This window comes from Pseudomonas sp. UV AK001, from assembly GCF_046097675.1.
Classification (GTDB): domain Bacteria; phylum Pseudomonadota; class Gammaproteobacteria; order Pseudomonadales; family Pseudomonadaceae; genus Aquipseudomonas; species Aquipseudomonas kribbensis.
Window position 1 is genome coordinate 192764 of the sequence record NZ_JBJUVZ010000002.1, and the last position, 17404, is coordinate 210167.

Below are 17404 nucleotides of genomic sequence, written 5' to 3' on the forward strand. Positions count from 1 at the left end.
CCTCTCCCGGTGCTGTTGGCGGTTCACGTCGTCAGCCAGCGCCGGTTTTTATTTCCATGACCGCCAAGAAGTCTGCTGCCATGCGTCCTGCCCGTGCCCTGATCGATCTAGAAGCTCTGCGTCACAACTACCGTATCGCCCGTGAAATCACTGGTGCCAAGGCACTGGCGGTGATCAAGGCCGATGCCTACGGCCACGGCGCAGTGCGTTGCGCTCAGGCGCTGGAGGCTGAGGCGGACGGCTTCGCGGTGGCGTGTATCGAAGAGGCCCTGGAGCTGCGTGCCGCCGGGATTCGCGCGCCGGTGCTGTTGCTTGAAGGCTTTTTCGAAGCCGATGAGCTGGCGCTGATCGTCGAGCACGATTTCTGGTGCGTGGTGCATTCGCTGTGGCAGCTCGAAGCCATCGAGCAGGCGGCGTTGAGCAAACCGATCACCGTGTGGCTGAAACTCGATTCGGGCATGCACCGCGTCGGCCTGCATCCGAAGGATTATTCGGCGGCTTATCAGCGTCTGCTGGCCAGCGGCAAAGTGGCGAAAGTCGTGCTGATGAGCCACTTCGCCCGGGCCGATGAGCTGCATGAGCAGAGCAGTGCCGATCAGGTTGCCGTGTTCGAGGCTGCGCGTCAGGGCCTGGCCGCCGAAGTCAGCCTGCGCAACTCGCCGGCAGTGCTCGGCTGGCCACAGATTCACAGCGACTGGGTGCGCCCGGGCATCATGCTCTACGGCGCCACCCCGTTCGAAGAAGCCAACGCCGTGGCCGAGCGTCTGCAACCGGTGATGACCCTGGAGTCGAAAGTTATCAGTGTGCGCGAACTGCCGGCCGGCGAGCCGGTGGGTTACGGCGCAAAATTCATCACCGACAAACCGATGCGCATCGGCGTGGTCGCCATGGGTTACGCCGACGGTTATCCGCGCCAGGCGCCGACCGGTACCCCGGTGCTGGTGGCGGGCAAACGCAGTCGCATTCTGGGCCGGGTGTCGATGGACATGCTGTGCATCGACCTGACCGACGTGCCGGAAGCAGGCCTGGGTTCGACCGTCGAGCTGTGGGGCAAGAACATCCTCGCCAGCGACGTGGCGAAGTGGGCGGACACCATTCCGTACCAGATTTTCTGCAACCTGCGCCGGGTGCCAAGGCTCTATTCCGAGGGTTGAAGTCCGGTCCGGGCCCAAGTGTTGTAAATACTGAACGCTGTCGCCATGATAACGCTCAATATTTCTACAACACTCAGGAGGCCCAAGCCTTGGACGTCGGTGAACGACTGCAATCGATCCGCAAGCTCAAAGGGCTTTCCCAGCGTGAACTCGCCAAGCGTGCGGGCGTCACCAACAGCACCATTTCGATGATCGAAAAGAACAGCGTCAGCCCTTCGATCAGTTCGCTGAGGAAGGTGCTGGGCGGGATTCCCATGTCCATGGTCGAGTTCTTTTCCGAAGAGATCCTCCAGGAAAAACCGACCCAGATCGTCTACAAGGCCAACGAGCTGATCGACATTTCCGACGGTGCCGTGACCATGAAACTGGTCGGTCGTGCGCACCCGAGCCGGGCCATCGCGTTCCTCAATGAAATCTACCCGCCGGGCGCCGACACTGGCGAGGAAATGCTCACCCACGAAGGCGAGGAAACCGGGATTCTGGTGGAAGGTCGTCTGGAACTGGTGGTGGGCCTTGAAACTTTTATCCTCGAAGCCGGCGACAGCTACTACTTTGAAAGTACCAAGCCGCATCGTTTCCGTAATCCGTTCGACGCACCGGCGCGACTAATCAGCGCAGCCACGCCGGCGAACTTTTAAACCGAGAGACGCCAGGCCACTGCGGCAAAGGTGTCCGGACTGTTTGACCGATGCGCAACAAGACCCCTTTAACTTTGGGGTTGTTTCAGTGTGGCGGGCTACCCGCTATACTTGCGCCCGCCTGCGAACCGTGGCCGCAGGCGTGAATAGCCACCATTGAGGGTGAACGCGTGAATCTAATTATGAAAATGCTGGCTGCACCAGCAACCGTACTGGCCCTCTGGGCTGTCAGCGCTCAAGCTGCGACGAATGACGACATTGCCAAACGCCTCGAGCCTGTTGGCCAGGTGTGTGTTCAAGGGCAGGAGTGCAAGGGGATGGAAGTCGCCGCTTCGGCTGGCGGCGGTGGCGGCGCCAAGTCGCCGGATGAAGTGATTGCCAAACATTGCAACGCTTGCCACGGCACCGGCCTGCTGGGCGCACCGAAAATCGGTGACGCAGCAGCCTGGAAAGACCGTGCCGATCACCAGGGCGGCCTCGACGGCCTGCTGGCCAAAGCCATCACCGGCCTGAACTCGATGCCTCCAAAAGGCACCTGCGCCGATTGCTCGGATGACGAGCTGAAGGGCGCGATCCAGAAGATGTCCGGCCTGAAATAAGCCGCGCTTCTGACGAAAAAAACCGTCTTCGGACGGTTTTTTTGTGCCTGCGATTCAGGCCCGAGACTGTTCATTGCAGCAAACAACCGGCAATCTCGGTCGTACCTCTATTCACGGAACGGGCAGGAGGCTTCAGATGGTGCAGTTGTGTTCGATCGAACAGGCAGTGGACGACGTTCTGGCACGGTTGCCGGCGCATATCCACATGGGCCTGCCGCTGGGGCTGGGCAAACCCAATCCCTTCGTCAACGCGCTGTACCGGCGGATTGCCGGATTGCCCGAACGGCAGCTGACGATCTACACCGCCCTGTGCCTCGGCCGTCCGGCCCTGGGCGATGGCTTGCAGAAGCGCTTCATCGAACCCTTCGTCGAGCGGGTCTTCGGCGATTACCCGGAGCTGGATTTCCTCGTCGATCTGCGCCGTGACAGCCTGCCGGCCAACATCCGCATCGAGCAGTTCTTCATGCAGCCCGGCAGCCTGCTCAACAGCGCATCTGCTCAGCAAGATTACGTCAGCAGCAATTACAGCCACGCCGCCCGCGACATCAACGCCGCCGGCCTGAATCTGGTGGCGCAGTTACTCGCCAGCAGCAGCGAACATCCCGATCGCCTGAGCCTGAGCTGCAACCCGGACATCACCCTCGACCTGTTCCCGATGATCGCCAAACGCCGGGCGGCGGGGGAGACGATCCTGCTGGTCGGCCAGGTGCACACCGAGTTGCCGTACATGCCGGGCGATGCCGAAGTCGATATCGACACCTTCGACCTGCTGATCGATGAGAAGGACAGCAGCACGCTGTTTTCCACGCCTAACATGCCCGTCGGGTTTCAGGATCATTTCATCGGTCTGCACGCCAGTACGCTGGTGCGCGATGGCGGTACCTTGCAGATCGGCATCGGTTCGATGGGCGATGCGCTGACCGCTGCGTTGCTGGCGCGTCAGGCTGATAATGCCGGCTACCGGGAGTTGCTGGCCGATGTGAACCTCAGCCAGTGGGCGCAACTGATCGAACGCGAGGGCGGTATCGAGCCGTTCGCCAAGGGCCTTTACGGCTGCAGCGAGATGTTCGTCAACGGCCTGCTGGTGCTGGCGGACGCCGGGATCATCCGGCGCAAGGTCTACCCGGACGTGCAGACTCAGGAGCAGGCCAACGCCGGCACCCTCGACGAGGCGGCGCAAACCGACGGCATTTCAGTGCACGGCGGCTTCTTCCTCGGGCCGCGCAGTTTCTATGAGCGCCTGCGTGAGCTGCCCCACAGTAAACGCCTTGAATTCAACATGACCCGCATCAGCTACATCAACGAGCTGTACGGTCAGGAAGAGCTCAAGCGCCTGCAACGTCTGGATGCGCGGTTCATCAACACCGTGTTCACCATGACCCTGCTCGGCGCGGGTGTGGCGGATCAACTGCAAGACGGGCGAGTCCTCAGTGGCGTCGGCGGGCAATACAACTTCGTCGCCCAGGGCCATGCGCTGCACGATGCGCGGTCGATCCTGCTGCTGCGCAGCTGGCGCGAGTCCGGCGGCGATGTCAGTTCGAACATTGTCTGGGAATATGGTCACTGCACGATTCCGCGGCACCTGCGCGATATCGTGGTGACCGAGTACGGCATCGCCGATCTGCGCGGCAAGTCCGATGCGGTGGTGATCGAAGCGTTGCTCAATATCAGCGACTCACGCTTCCAGCAGGGTCTGATCGAGCAGGCACAGAAGGTCGGCAAACTGCCGAAGGATTTCCGCCTCGATCCGCGCTTTACCGACAACACCCCGCAACGCTTGCAGGCGATTGCTGCACGGCATCCGAATCTGTTTCCGGAGTATCCGCTGGGCTGCGATTTCAATGAGGTCGAGAAGGATCTGTTGCGGGCGCTGAACTGGCTGAAGAGCAAGTTCAAGCTGACCGAGATTCTGGAGCTGGGCAAGGCAGCGCTGGATGCGCCTGAGGCTTCGCTGTATCCGGAGCATCTGGCGCGCATGCAGCTCACCCACCCGGAAGGCCTGAAGGAGGACCTGTTTCAGCGGTTGTTGCTCACTGGCCTGAAGGCCACCGCGCAATAGCATCCGCCGCATCCATGGATGCGGCGGCAAGCTTGCGCCTTTCAGCGATTACTCGATGAAAGTCACCACGCCATCCTTCAGCGATTTCACGCGAGCCAGCGACTCGACGCGGTAACCCTGGGAATCCAGCTCCGCACGGCCGCCCTGGAACGACTTTTCGATCACGATGCCCAGACCCGCGACGGTGGCGCCGGCCTGCTTGATGATCGAAATCAGCGCCTGGGACGCCTTACCGTTGGCCAGGAAGTCGTCGATGATCAGCACGCGGTCGCTGCTGGTCAGGTGACGCGGGGAGATGGCCACAGTGCTTTCGGTTTTCTTGGTGAACGAGTAAACGGTCGCCGACAGCAGGTTTTCAGTCAAGGTCAGGGACTGTTGCTTGCGGGCGAAGATCACCGGCACGCCGAGGTTCAGACCGGTCATGATCGCCGGGGCGATGCCCGAGGCTTCGATGGTGACGATCTTGGTGATGCCGGAATCCTTGAACAGCGAGGCGAATTCGTCGCCGATCAGCTTCATCAGGGCCGGGTCGATCTGGTGGTTCAGGAAGGCGTCGACCTTCAGGACCTGGTCGGAAAGCACGATGCCTTGTTCGCGGATTTTCTGGTGCAATGCTTCCATGAAGCTGTCCTCATTTGGCGCTTTGTGCGCCGAAGGTCTAGTAAAAAGTGGTCAATTCTAGCGCTTTAACATCGCGCGTATATCAGCCAGTGCGCTATTGCCCCGCACGGCTTTGACTTCGGTCGGTGTGTCGTCGTTGCCTTCCCAGGCCAGGTCGTCCGGCGGCAGCTCATCGAGGAAGCGGCTGGGCGCGCAGTCGATGATCTCGCCGTACTGTTTACGCTTGGCCGCGAAGGTGAACGCGAGGGTCTGGCGCGCGCGGGTGATGCCCACGTAGGCCAGGCGGCGTTCTTCTTCGATGGTGTCAGCTTCGATACTGGAACGGTGGGGGAGGATTTCCTCTTCCATGCCCATGATGAACACGTAAGGGAATTCCAGACCCTTGGACGCATGCAGGGTCATCATCTGCACGCCTTCGGCGCCGTCTTCCTCTTCCTGCTGACGTTCCAGCATGTCACGCAGAACGAGTTTGCCGATGGCGTCCTCGACGGTCATTTCGCCGTCTTCGTCTTTTTCCAGGGTGTTCTTCAAGGCCTCGATCAGGAACCAGACGTTGCTCATCCGGTAGTCCGCAGCCTTGTCGCTGGAGCTGTTGGTGCGCAGCCAGTTCTCGTAGTCGATGTCCATGACCATGCTGCGCAGGGCGGAGATCGGGTCTTCGCCGGCGCACTGCTCGCGCACCTTGTCCATGAAGCGCTTGAAACGCGACAGGCGATCGGTGAAGCGGCTGTCCAGATGCTCGCCCAGGCCGAGTTCGTCGGTGGCGGCGTACATCGAGATCTTGCGTTCGGTGGCGTAGTTGCCGAGTTTTTCCAGGGTCGTCGAGCCGATCTCGCGGCGCGGCACGTTGATCACCCGCAGGAAGGCGTTGTCGTCGTCCGGGTTCACGATCAGGCGGAAGTAGGCCATCAGGTCTTTCACTTCCTGGCGGCCGAAGAAGCTGTTGCCGCCGCTCAAACGGTACGGCACCTGGTGGTGCTGCAGTTTCAGCTCGATCAGCTTGGCCTGGTAGTTGCCGCGATAGAGGATCGCGAAATCGCTGTACGGGCGGTCGGTGCGCAAGTGCAGGCTGAGGATTTCCATGGCCACGCGCTCGGCTTCGGCGTCCTCGTTGCGGCAGCGGATCACGCGGATCTCGTCGCCGTGGCCCATCTCACTCCACAGCTGCTTTTCGAATTCGTGCGGGTTGTTCGAAATCAGCACGTTGGCGCAGCGCAGGATGCGGCTGGTGGAGCGGTAGTTCTGCTCCAGCATCACCACTTTCAGGGACGGATAGTCATCCTTGAGCAGCATCAGGTTTTCCGGCCGCGCGCCACGCCAGGCGTAGATCGACTGGTCGTCGTCGCCCACCACGGTGAACTGGTTGCGTTTGCCGATGAGCATTTTCACCAGCAAATACTGGCTGGCGTTGGTGTCCTGGTACTCGTCCACCAGCAGGTAGCGCACCTTGTTCTGCCACTTTTCGAGGATGTCGGCGTGTTCTTCGAAGAGTTTCACCGGCAGCAGGATCAGGTCGTCGAAGTCCACCGCGTTGAACGCCTTGAGCGTGCGCTGGTAGTGGGTGTAGACGATGGCGGCGGTCTGTTCCTTGGGGTTGCGGGCGTTTTCCAGAGCCACGGCCGGCAGGATCAGGTCGTTTTTCCAGGCGCCGATCATGTTCTTGATCTCGTCGACGCCGTCGTCGCCTGCGTATTCCTTCTGCATGATGTCGGTCATCAGCGACTTGACGTCGGTTTCGTCGAAGATCGAGAAACCGGGTTTGTAGCCCAGCCGTTCATGTTCCTTGCGGATGATGTTCAGGCCCAGGTTGTGGAAGGTGCAGACCGTCAGGCCGCGACCTTCGCCGGGACGCAGCAGAGTGCCGACCCGTTCCTTCATCTCGCGCGCGGCCTTGTTGGTAAAGGTCATGGCGACGATGTACTGGGCACGGATGCCGCAGTTCTGAATCAGGTGCGCGATCTTGCGGGTGATCACGCTGGTCTTGCCGGAGCCGGCGCCGGCGAGCACCAATAGAGGGCCGCCGACGTAGTTCACGGCTTCTTGCTGCCGGGGATTGAGTCGGGACATACGAAAATTCGGGAGTCGTTGACGAAATGGGCCGGCATTTTAACAGGCTCAGCGATTTGTGCTGCTCTCTCCGACTTGTGACGCACCACGCGATTCAAATTTGCCGGTTTTGATACTTTCACGCAGGATGCGCGGTGATTTTGCGGCTAATGTTCTCATTCATGACACAAAATAACGTTCTGATAACCGTTGTCATTTGGTCATTGGTTGGCAGAACGGCATAATGCCCGCCGCCCACATCATTGCAGAGTCTAGGGAGTCAGCTTGACTACGCCTGTCGAACCCTTGCGTTTGCTGCTACTGGCCGAAGAGCCAGCGTGGACAGCGTTGTTGCGCGAGTGTCTGGCTCCGTTGGGGAGCGCGGCGGTGCTGATCAGCGCGCCGAGCTGGGAGTCGGTCAGCAGTCTGTTCGAAGACAACCGCCATGCGGTGTTGTTGACCGTTCCCGCTTTGCAGCCGGCCCCCGGCCGTTGCAGCCTGCCGACCGTGTTGCTGCTGGAGCACGAACCGGCGACCGCGCCCGATGGCGTCAGCGACTGGCTGGTATTCGATGCCCTCGATGCCGGCATGCTGCGGCGTTGCCTGCGTCATGTGCGTGAACGCGGCGTGCTGGAAAACACCCTGCAACGCCTGGCCGAACAGGATCCGCTGACCGGTATCGCCAACCGTCAGGGTTTTCAGACGTTGCTGACCGCGCGCCTCGCTGAAAATGACGGTCGCGGCCTCGCCCTCGGGCACCTCGATCTCGATAACTTCCGCTACGCCAACGACGCCCTCGGCCATCAGGCCGGCGACCGGCTGATCCTGCAAGTGGTCGCCCGGCTGAAAAGCCAGCTGGAGGCCGGCGATCAACTGGCGCGCCTGGGCAGCGATGAATTCGCCCTGCTGATCGACACCCGTCGTGCCCCGCAACGGGCCGAATGGATGGCCGAACGCATTACCGAAGCCTTGGCGGAGCCTTACTGGATCGACGGTGAAAGCCTGCTGATCGGCTCCAGTCTGGGCATTGCACACGCCCGCGCCCAGGGTGGCGCCGATCCGCTGATGTGGCATGCGCACATCGCCATGCAGCAGGCCAAAAGCACCCAGGGCTGCACCTTTCACATCTTCAACGAACGGATCAACCGCAACGCGCGGAGCATCGCCGACCTCGAAAGCGAGCTGCGCCGGGCGTTGCGCCGCGACGAACTGGAGCTGCATTACCAACCACGCCTGGACATGCAGGACGGTCAGATCGTCGGCCTCGAAGCCCTGGTGCGCTGGCGTCACAGCGAACGCGGCCTGTTGCCGCCAAGCGAATTCGTGCCGCTGGCCGAGCAAAGCGGTCTGATCGTGCCGCTGGGTTACTGGGTGATTTCCCGGGCCCTGCGTGACATGCAGGCGTTGCGCGAGCGCGGATTGCCGGCGCTGCACATGGCGATCAACCTGTCGTTCCGGCAATTTCAGGACAGCCAGTTGCTGCCGACGCTCAGCCGCCTGATCGCCGAGCGTGGCGTCGAGGCGCAATGGCTGGAATTCGAACTCACCGAAACCGCCGTGATGCGCCGCAGCGATCTGGTCAAGCAGACCATGGACGCACTCGGTCGCCTCGGCGTGCGCTTCTCGCTGGATGATTTCGGCACCGGGTTCTCGTCGTTCGTGCACCTCAACAGCCTGCCGATCACCTTGCTGAAGATCGACAAGAGCTTCGTCGGCGGCATGGAGCAGCGCGAAGAGAACCGCAAACTGGTGCACGCAATGATCAACCTCGCGCACAACCTGCACCTGGAAGTGGTGGCCGAAGGGGTGGAAACCCGGGAGCAGCTGGATCTGCTGCGCGGATTCGGCTGCGATCAGGTGCAGGGTTACCTGATCAGCAAGCCGTTGCCGTTGGCCGAGCTGGTTGACTATCTGATTGCTGATGCCAGCCAGCCTCCGCTGGGCATTGTGGTCTGACTAAAAGGCGTACGGGAGCAGGGTTGCTCCCGTACCGTCATTCCGGCTGAGCGATCTTGAAGCCTTGTGATTGTGGCTCTAGTCGAATCATCCGCTTCATCTTCCATTCGAACGCCAGCGTCAGGCTGATCGCCGCGCAGGCCAGGCCCAGCGCCAGACCCCACCAGACGCCGGTCGGCCCCCAGTGCAGATGGAACGCCATCAGCCACGCCGCCGGCGCACCGATCAGCCAGTAGCAACCGAGCCCGACCAGAAAGGTGGTCTTGGCATCCTTGAGTCCGCGGATGCAGCCCATGGCAATCGTCTGCGTGCCGTCGAATAGCTCGAACCATGCCGCCACCGCCAGCAGGCTCACGGCCAGCCGAATCACCTCGGCAAACGCCGGGTCGTTATGGTCGAGGAACAAACCGACCAACTGGTTCGGCAACAGCCAGAACACCATCGCAAACCCCAGCATCACCACGGCACCAAAAACGATTCCGACTCGCCCGGACATCCGCGCATCGTTCAATTGCCCGGCGCCGTAATGCTGGCCGACGCGCATGGTGATCGCGTAGGACATTCCCGCCGGCACCATGAACGCCACCGAGACGATTTGCAGGGCGATCTGGTGCGCCGCCAGTTGGGTGCTGCCCATGGTGCCCATGCACAGCGCCGCGAAGGCGAACAGCCCGACTTCAACTGCGTAGGTGCCGCCGATCGGCAGGCCCAGGCGCCACAATTCTTTCAGGTACTGCCGGTTCGGCCGCGACAGGCCTTCGCGCAGCGGGTAGGCGTCATAGGCCGGATGCCGACGGATATGCCACGCCAGCCCCAGCGCCATGCAGTTGGCGACAATCGCGGTAACCAGACCGATACCGGTCAGCCCCAGTTTCGGCAGGCCGAACATGCCGGTGATCAGCGCGTAATTGAGCAGGAAGTTGGCCACGGTGCCCGCGAGGCTGATGACCATCACCGGCGTCGCCCGGCCAATCGCGCTGGTGAAACCGCGCAAGGCCATGAAGCTCAGGTAGCCGGGCAGGGCGAACGGCAGGGCGATCAGAAATTGTCCGGCGGCGTTGACGTTGGTCTCGGTCTGGCCGAACAGCAGCAACACCGGTTTGAGGTTCCACAGCAGCAACCCGGCGCCCAGCGCCATCAGCCACGCCAGCCACAGTCCGGCCTGGGTCAGTCTGGCGGCGCCGATAATGTCGCCGGCACCCTGACGGATTGCGACGAGGGTGCCGACCGCCGCGATCACGCCGATGCAGAAAATCGACACGAACGAGTAACTGGCCGCGCCCAGCCCGCCGCCGGCCAGCGCTTCGGGACTGAGGCGGGCCATCATCAGGGTGTCGGTCAGCACCATCAACATGTGCGCCAACTGCGAGGCGATCAACGGCCCCGCCAGCCGCAGGATGGCCCAGAGTTCGGTACGCACAGGACGCTGCATGGTTTCACATCCTTATAAAAGAGGGAGCAAGAGACCGTCGATTCTCAGGGTTTGGCGCGGGTTGCACAAAGGGATAAAAAGGATGGGTGGCATGATTAAAACTCATCCAGAAGCAATTCTGCTAAGTTGGCGCAATCCCGCCATTGGAGCGCTGTGCATGTCCCGTCGTCTTCCACCCTTGTATGCCCTGCGTGCATTCGAAGCTGCGGCGCGGCACAGTTCGTTCACCCGCGCCGCCGAAGAGTTGTCGATCACTCAGAGTGCGGTGAGCCGGCATATCCGCACGCTCGAAGAGCACTTCGCCTGTCGGCTGTTCCACCGCAGCGGGCGCAACCTGCAACTGACCGAGTCGGCGCGCCTGCTGTTACCCGGCATCCGTGAAGGCTTTGCGGCGCTTGAGCGGGCCTGCAATACCTTGCGCGCCGAAGATGACATCCTGCGCATGAAAGCCCCGTCGACCCTGACCATGCGCTGGTTGCTGGCGCGGCTCAGTCGCTTCCGCCACTTGCAGCCGGGTAATGAAGTGCAACTGACCAGTGCCTGGATGGACGTGGACTCGGTGGACTTCAACAACGAACCGTTCGATTGCGCGGTGCTGCTCAGCGACGGGCATTTTCCGCCGGACTGGGAGGCCAGCCTGTTATTCCCGGAAGAACTGATTCCGGTAGGCGCCCCCAACCTGCTCAATGACCAGCCCTGGGATGTGGCACGACTGGCCTCCACCGAATTGCTGCACCCGACCCCGGATCGCCGCGACTGGCGCAGCTGGCTGGAGCATATGGGGTTGTCGGATCAGGTATCACTCAAGGGCGGGCAGGTGTTCGATACCCTGGAACTGGGGATGATCGCGGCCGCCCGAGGGTATGGCGTGTCCATGGGCGATCTGCTGATGGTGGCCGAGGATGTGGCGCAAGGACGTTTGAGTCTGCCGTGGCCGACGGCGGTCGCCAGCGGCCTGAATTATTACCTGGTGTGGCCGAAGACCCGTCCGGGAGGTGAACGTTTGCGCCGGCTCAGTGATTTCCTTCAGGGCGAAGTCCGGGCGATGGAACTGCCGGTGGTCGCGCGCTTGAGCTGAAACGTTCGAGCCGCCACAATGCCGGCCCCAGGCCATAACCCTGCTGTGCGCTCAAGTATTCGCTTTCACCGCCGAATACGTCCAAGTGGAACCGTCGTGCCGGTTCTGCGCATCACCCCCATTATTAGAATTTTTCCGAGCCGCGATCAGGGAGGATCCGCAGACTCGGCCAGGAGCTGTCCATGTCTCAACCTCGCGCCCGGATCGCCTCGCAGCTGGGCCTTGCGCTCGCCGTGATACTGGCGGTTGTCATCAGTGGCAGTACGGTGTTCGCCCTGCGTTCGCTGGACACCGCCAACCTCGCCACCCGTGAAGAACACCTGGCCAGCGAAGCCCGTCTGCTCGCCGACCAGTTGAGCACCTTCCACGGCACGCTGCGTGAAAGCACCCAGCGTCTGAGCGGGCTGTTCGAGAAGCGCTTCAGCGCGGGCCTGAGCATTCACCCGGACGAGCCGGTCAGCGTGGCGGGCACCCAGACTCCGGGCCTGCACCTGGGCAGCGAAGTGTTGAACAACAACTTCAAGGAAGTCGACGAGTTCAAGCAGATGACGGCGGGCGTTGCCACGCTGTTCGTGCGCAGCGGCGAAGACTTCGTGCGGGTCAGCACCTCGCTGACCAAACAGGACGGCAGCCGCGCCATCGGCACGTTGCTCGATCACGCTCACCCGGCCTACGCGAAGTTGATGGCGGGGCAAGGCTACGTCGGCCGTGCGCTGCTGTTCGATCGCTCCTACATGACTCAGTACACCCCGGTGCGTGACAGCAGCGGCAAGGTGATCGCGGTGCTGTTCGTCGGCTTCGACTACACCGATGCGCAGAACGCCCAGTTCGACAACCTCAAGCGCTTCCGCATCGGCCAGAGCGGCTCCCTGGCGCTGCTGGACGAACAGAACAAATGGCTGGTCGCGCCAGCGGGCGTGCAGGCGCCGGATCAAGCGGTGCCCGTGGTGAATGGCCTGGCGAAAGCACCGGGCAAGGGCCGGTTCTGGAGCGACAAGTCTGAAGACTTCTACAGCATCGCCGTGCCGTTCGAAGGTGGACCGTGGTCGGTGGTGGCGAGCATGCCGAAGTCCGAGATCCGCGAAGTGACCTGGAGCGTTGGTTTCCAGTTGGCCATCGGCAGCCTGCTGGCGATGCTGATCGCGGTCGGTTCGGCGGTGTGGCTGCTGCGCAGCAAGCTGCAGCCGCTGGGTGATCTGGTACGTCAAGCCGAAGCCCTCGGCGCCGGTGATCTGAGCGTGCGCCTGAATGTGTCGAGCAACGATGAAATCGGTCAGTTGGCCCGCGCGTTCAACCAGATGAGCCAGGCGCTGTCGACCATGGTCGAGCACATTCGCCGCGCCTCGGAAGAGGTCAACAGCCGTGCGCAGGCACTGTCCGGTCTGTCCGGTGGCGCATACGAAGGCATGGAACAGCAATCCGGCGAAATCACCAGCATGGCCGGTGCGGTTGAAGAGTTTTCCGCCACCTCGCTGAACATTGCCGACAACATGGGCAACACCCAGCGTCTGGCCCAGGAAAATGCCCAGCAGACCCAGATCGGCCGCAGCTCGATGGAAGAAGCATCGTCCTCGCTGGAGCAGATTGCCGGCGCGCTGAACACCACGGCGACCGTGATTAACACGCTTGGTCAGCGCTCCCAGGAAATCGGCGGCATCGTCAGCGTGATCACCTCGATTGCCGAACAGACCAATCTGCTGGCGCTCAACGCGGCCATCGAAGCGGCCCGTGCCGGCGAGCAAGGTCGTGGCTTTGCCGTGGTGGCCGATGAAGTGCGCAATCTGGCGTCGCGCACCCGCCAGGCGACTGACGAAATTTCCGGGATGATCCACAGCATCCAGCAGGAAACCGGCAACGCCATCAGCACCATGGAACAGGGTAACGTGCTGATGCAGGAAGGCCTGTCGCGTAACGCCAACGTTGCTTCAGCGCTGGCGCGGATCGATGAGCAGAGCCGCTCGGCGGGTCAGCAGTTCGCCGCGATCACCACCGCGACTCAGGAGCAGAGCAGCACCGCGACGCTGTTGAGCAGCAATCTGCAGAGCATTGCGATGGCCAACAGCGAGCAGCGTGAGGTGGTGTCGAACCTGGCCATTACGGCGAAGGAACTGGAAAGCCTGGCGGCCGACCTGCGCCAAGAGGTCGACCGCTTCCGTTGAGGCGGAGTATCTGTTTACTGGTACGCGGAGAGGTCTTCGCTGGAGTCGACCTCTCCCCATTCTCCCGTGTAGGCAACGGCCTCAACCGGGAGCCGGCCTGCATCGATGACGCGTTGCAGGGTGTTGGTCATGTGCATCTTGTCGCGTTGTTCCGGGGGCAGTCCGGCTCGTAGCCGAACGACCTCTGCCCAGCCATCGGGTGTGAAGCGCAGCAGCCCCATGTATTGGCCCTGAACTTCGTCCACCGATTGCGGCTTGTTGCCGATTTCCGCCAGCGTACCGGCGCCGGTCAGGCGGAAGGTTTCGGCATCCAGCAGGGGATCGCCGAAGCGCTGTGTCCACAGTGCCAGCCAGTTGGGGTCATAGGTCACCGCCAGTGACGCCGTGTTGGTCATCAACGACTGAACCGCAGCCGGGCTGTAGAAAATATCGGAATAACTCACGATGCAAGGCTGGCCCTGCAGCCACGATTCGGCGCAGGCCAGTGACGAGACCATGTTGGTGTCCGCCCAGCGCGGGTTATGGAATTCGATGAGACCACGGTCGGCCAGCAATTCACGTCTATAGCCGGTGACCACGGCGATTTCACGAATACCGGCCGCGCGCAGGGACTCCAGCTGCCATTCGAGCAGAGGTTTGCCCCGCAATTCGACCAGGCACTTGGGGCGCTCATCCGTGAGGCTTTTCATGCGGCTGCCACGTCCGGCAGCCAGAATAATGGCTTTCACAACACGTCTATCCCGTGGGTTATTGAGAGGAGTGGGGTTCGCCGAACAACTGCCGGATTCGCTTCAGGTCGTGGGAGGCAAAATCCGCTTCACGTTCCGGGTGCCACATCCACCCTTCCCACGGCAGTTGACGGTGGCGGATGGCTTCGATTTCCCCGTCTTCGCTGCGCGCCATGACGTCGAAACCCTGTGGGCAGTCAGCAAGGGCGAGGCCGTGATAGCTGTTCACTTCGGCGACGATCCGGCCGGACAACCGATGTCGGGTTCGCACATGACCGGTGACCGGTTTCAGCTCGCCTCCGGACCAGTGCGCCAGCATCTGCATGCCGCGACAAATGCCCAGCACTGGCAACTGACGCGCGCGTGCGTGATCCAGTAACCCGCTTTCGGTGCGGTCGCGGGCCAGGCACTGCCCGATGTCATTGCCCCCCGATAACAAAATGGCGTGTGGCGCGACGGCCGCCAGCCAGTGATCGAGCGGCAAGCCGTTGGGCACCGGTACCGGGACGAAACCGGCTGCCAGAAGGAAACCGATCAGTCGCTGATCCAGCGCATCACGGTTTTCTTCGCGCTCCGGGTGACTGTCCACTCGTTGACTGACAGCGACAACCTTCATGCCATCATCTCCACTCGCCGGCCCGGGCAATCCAGGTGCAGGAAATCCGCCGTCGACCAGCGCCGGTAAAGCACTTCACCCGCACCAATGACGGCCGGTAAGCCCAGTTCGCCGGCACGAATCGCCATGTGCGAATTGGCGCCACCCCACGCAGTGATCAATCCGGCAATCGGGTAGGCGAACAGCCAGTCGAACCCCGGATCCGCGTTGGGAATACAGACGATCGCCCCGGCAAGTTTGTTCCGGTCGTCGCACAGCACAACCGGCGCGGTCACGCGTTTCTGGGTGATGAAATTGGGCGCCGTTTCCGGCCACTCGAAACACCAGACATCTTCCGGTCGGGTGATCACCGGTGGCAGGGAGACCTTGAGCGTCTCGGCATAACGTGCCTTGCCCTGTTCGATGCTGCGCAGCAGCACCTCTTTCGGATCCGCTGCCGCCACGTGCAGTTCGGTGAAGGCACGGATATCGCAATAGGCCAGGTCTTCGCGACCGATGCCATGCTCGGCACCGACTTGCGCAATCAACGCCAGCGCATCGGAGAGATTACGGGTGAAGTGAAACTTGGCCAGCTCCCGCAGTTCGATACCGTTCTGCAGAAAGTCCAGCAAACCGACCGGATCGGGCTGCAAGCCATGGGCTTCGAGCAGTTTCACGATCTCGCGCATCTGCGGGAGCGTCAGTGAAAACGGTTGAAGCGGTTCCGGCGTGGCCGGACGTTGAGTCCAGTCGAAATAGAGTTCCGGTGCTTCATCGTAGCGGGGTGAAAGGATGTCATAGGTACCCGGTCGCAGATGCCCGTAACGCGCCAGGAAAGCCGTCTTGTCGAGCGTCGCCCGGTCTCGTGCCAACTGACCGCTGACGGTAGAAACCCCCGCCATGAACGCATCGTAGTCAGCCTGCGAAAACACGCCCACGGACACCAGCGACCTGAGCATCTGCACGGCGACGAAACCGGCGCGCGCCAGACCGGCGAAGGGCAGGGTGCCGTAGCGTTTCGCATCCTCCAGCAGCCAGTAAATGCGCTCCAGCGGATCGGCATCGGAAGCCAGCAACTCATCGCGGCGGGCATTGAGCACATCGAGTTTGTTGGCATCGCTGCGCCACAGACCGTCCTTGGGGTGGACGATACGGTTGGTCAGCTTGCGCAGGCTGGTGCTGATCGCGTCCAGCTCGTGGGGCTGGAAGCCTGCATCGGCGAGGCGCTCCAGTTGTTGCGACAGATCCAGGGTGTAGCACGAGAACACGATCTCGAACTCCACCTTGTCGTGGAGTGTCGGTTCCGCCAGCAACCGATCGATGTAGTAGTCGACCAGCCGCCCGGCCAGATCTTCATCAAGGTCTGCCGGAATGAAGGAGTTGAACGACAAGCGCACATCGATATAGGGCAGACCGAAAAAATGCGGCATCAGCGGAAAGCTGCGCAAGTTGCGGTAGCCGTAGTTGTGACGCTGGTAGGCCCAGATGGAGTCGGTCACCAGGTCCCGGTACAGCGAGAGTGCCAGCGGCTTGGGCCGGATACCGATGATCTCGGCCGGGTTCCAGTCAGGCATCACGCCATAGACCGTGCGCTGGCCGATCAGGAAAGGATGCGGTCGCATGCCGCGCGCCACTTTGCGCTGAATGCTTTCCAGGCGGGCGGCCTGCTCTGCATCGGATTCCGGACGGGAAGGCAGAATCAGCGGACGGGCCTGTAGCAGCCAGAGCACTTCGCCGTCGGTTTCACCGGTGATTGCAAACTCGCAGTCGAGCGGCACGCCGCCGAATAGCGGCATCAGCTCTTCAAGCAAGCCAATCACGGGCGCGAGGGACGCAGGTGCTGCAACTTTGCTGTGGGCGGCCTGCTGCCAGAGCCGACCGCCCATGCCACCGGTCACCGAGGCGGTGTCGCTGCCTTCCGACCAGTTCACCACGCGATAGGGGGCGCAGGTGTTAGGGTCGTGGGAAAACGCGACGCCGGAGCGCAGCACATTCCTCAGCATTGGCTGGATCAGGATCTCGTCCGACGGATACACCTCGCCGTAACTGGCGATCACCTGTTCAACCGCCGAGGCCAGCCCTGCGTCATCGACATCCGGTATCGACAGGAAGGCGCCCGCGAAGGACGCCTGGGCGCTGTCTTCGCGTCCGCAGCTGGACCGCACGATCCAGGGAGCGACAGGCAGCCGCCCCTGGATAGCCTGGACACAGGCTTGCCGGTCCTGTTGCCAGTCCGCCACGGTGAATGCCAGCAGCGGAGCAATGCGGGCCGACTCGAGTCGTCCTTGCAGGCTGGACAGCGTGCCGGCCTTGGTAGAGAAATGCAGGGCCATCAGGCG

General features: G+C 62.0%; 13 protein-coding genes. 7 read left to right on the plus strand and 6 right to left on the minus strand.

What is annotated here, in order from left to right; translation table 11 throughout:
- Positions 1–80: 80 nt before the first annotated feature.
- From alr to ACKLNA_RS08890, 4 genes are all read left to right on the plus strand, one after another.
- Complete coding sequence (alr, locus tag ACKLNA_RS08875; RefSeq protein WP_408985651.1) at positions 81–1154, plus strand: alanine racemase; 1074 nt, start codon at positions 81–83, stop codon at positions 1152–1154.
- An 89-nt stretch (positions 1155–1243) separates the two neighbouring features.
- The gene (locus ACKLNA_RS08880) at positions 1244–1792 is read left to right on the plus strand and encodes a cupin domain-containing protein (protein WP_003229444.1); all 549 of its coding nucleotides are present in this window, start codon (positions 1244–1246) and stop codon (positions 1790–1792) included.
- Positions 1793–1974: 182 nt separating this feature from the next.
- Entirely contained in the window at positions 1975–2391 is a 417-nt protein-coding gene (locus ACKLNA_RS08885; RefSeq protein WP_408985872.1) for a c-type cytochrome, read from the plus strand.
- 136 nt (positions 2392–2527) lie between these two features.
- A complete protein-coding gene (locus ACKLNA_RS08890) occupies positions 2528–4450 on the plus strand; it encodes an acetyl-CoA hydrolase/transferase C-terminal domain-containing protein (RefSeq protein ID WP_408985652.1) in 1923 nt (640 codons plus the stop codon).
- 48 nt (positions 4451–4498) lie between these two features.
- Here ACKLNA_RS08890 and ACKLNA_RS08895 read toward each other — a convergent pair whose 3' ends face one another.
- Complete coding sequence (locus ACKLNA_RS08895; protein ID WP_007920398.1) at positions 4499–5071, minus strand: xanthine phosphoribosyltransferase; 573 nt, start codon at positions 5069–5071, stop codon at positions 4499–4501.
- A gap of 57 nt (positions 5072–5128) precedes the next feature.
- Positions 5129–7138: a DNA helicase Rep gene (gene rep / locus ACKLNA_RS08900; RefSeq protein WP_085708895.1), complete on the minus strand. Its 2010-nt coding sequence runs from the start codon at positions 7136–7138 to the stop codon at positions 5129–5131.
- Positions 7139–7402: 264 nt separating this feature from the next.
- Here rep and ACKLNA_RS08905 point away from each other — a divergent pair, with 264 nt between their 5' ends.
- Positions 7403–9073, plus strand: coding sequence for a bifunctional diguanylate cyclase/phosphodiesterase (locus ACKLNA_RS08905; RefSeq protein ID WP_085708896.1), 1671 nt, complete (start codon positions 7403–7405; stop codon positions 9071–9073).
- Positions 9074–9110: 37 nt separating this feature from the next.
- Here the strand turns inward: ACKLNA_RS08905 and ACKLNA_RS08910 are convergent, their stop codons facing one another.
- On the minus strand, positions 9111–10505 hold the full coding sequence (locus tag ACKLNA_RS08910) for a NorM family multidrug efflux MATE transporter (RefSeq protein WP_408985653.1): 1395 nt from the start codon (positions 10503–10505) through the stop codon (positions 9111–9113).
- Positions 10506–10662: 157 nt separating this feature from the next.
- On the opposite strand from ACKLNA_RS08910, the gene ACKLNA_RS08915 reads away from it, so the two are divergent.
- Both ACKLNA_RS08915 and ACKLNA_RS08920 read left to right on the plus strand, forming a co-directional pair.
- Entirely contained in the window at positions 10663–11583 is a 921-nt protein-coding gene (locus tag ACKLNA_RS08915) for a LysR substrate-binding domain-containing protein (RefSeq protein ID WP_085708898.1), read from the plus strand.
- 182 nt (positions 11584–11765) lie between these two features.
- A complete protein-coding gene (locus ACKLNA_RS08920; protein ID WP_408985654.1) occupies positions 11766–13742 on the plus strand; it encodes a methyl-accepting chemotaxis protein in 1977 nt (658 codons plus the stop codon).
- A 14-nt stretch (positions 13743–13756) separates the two neighbouring features.
- On the opposite strand, the gene ACKLNA_RS08925 is transcribed toward ACKLNA_RS08920, so the two are convergent.
- Genes ACKLNA_RS08925 through ACKLNA_RS08935 form a run of 3 tightly spaced genes read right to left on the minus strand, consistent with a single transcriptional unit; the run spans position 13757 to position 17398 of the window.
- Entirely contained in the window at positions 13757–14470 is a 714-nt protein-coding gene (locus tag ACKLNA_RS08925) for a phosphocholine cytidylyltransferase family protein (protein ID WP_408985655.1), read from the minus strand.
- Between the two features lie 19 nt (positions 14471–14489).
- Entirely contained in the window at positions 14490–15086 is a 597-nt protein-coding gene (locus tag ACKLNA_RS08930; protein ID WP_408985656.1) for a gamma-glutamyl-gamma-aminobutyrate hydrolase family protein, read from the minus strand.
- The gene (locus ACKLNA_RS08935) at positions 15083–17398 is read right to left on the minus strand and encodes a PEP-utilizing enzyme (RefSeq protein ID WP_408985657.1); all 2316 of its coding nucleotides are present in this window, start codon (positions 17396–17398) and stop codon (positions 15083–15085) included. Before ACKLNA_RS08935 ends, ACKLNA_RS08930 begins: the two co-directional genes overlap by 4 nt.
- Positions 17399–17404 lie beyond the last annotated feature (6 nt).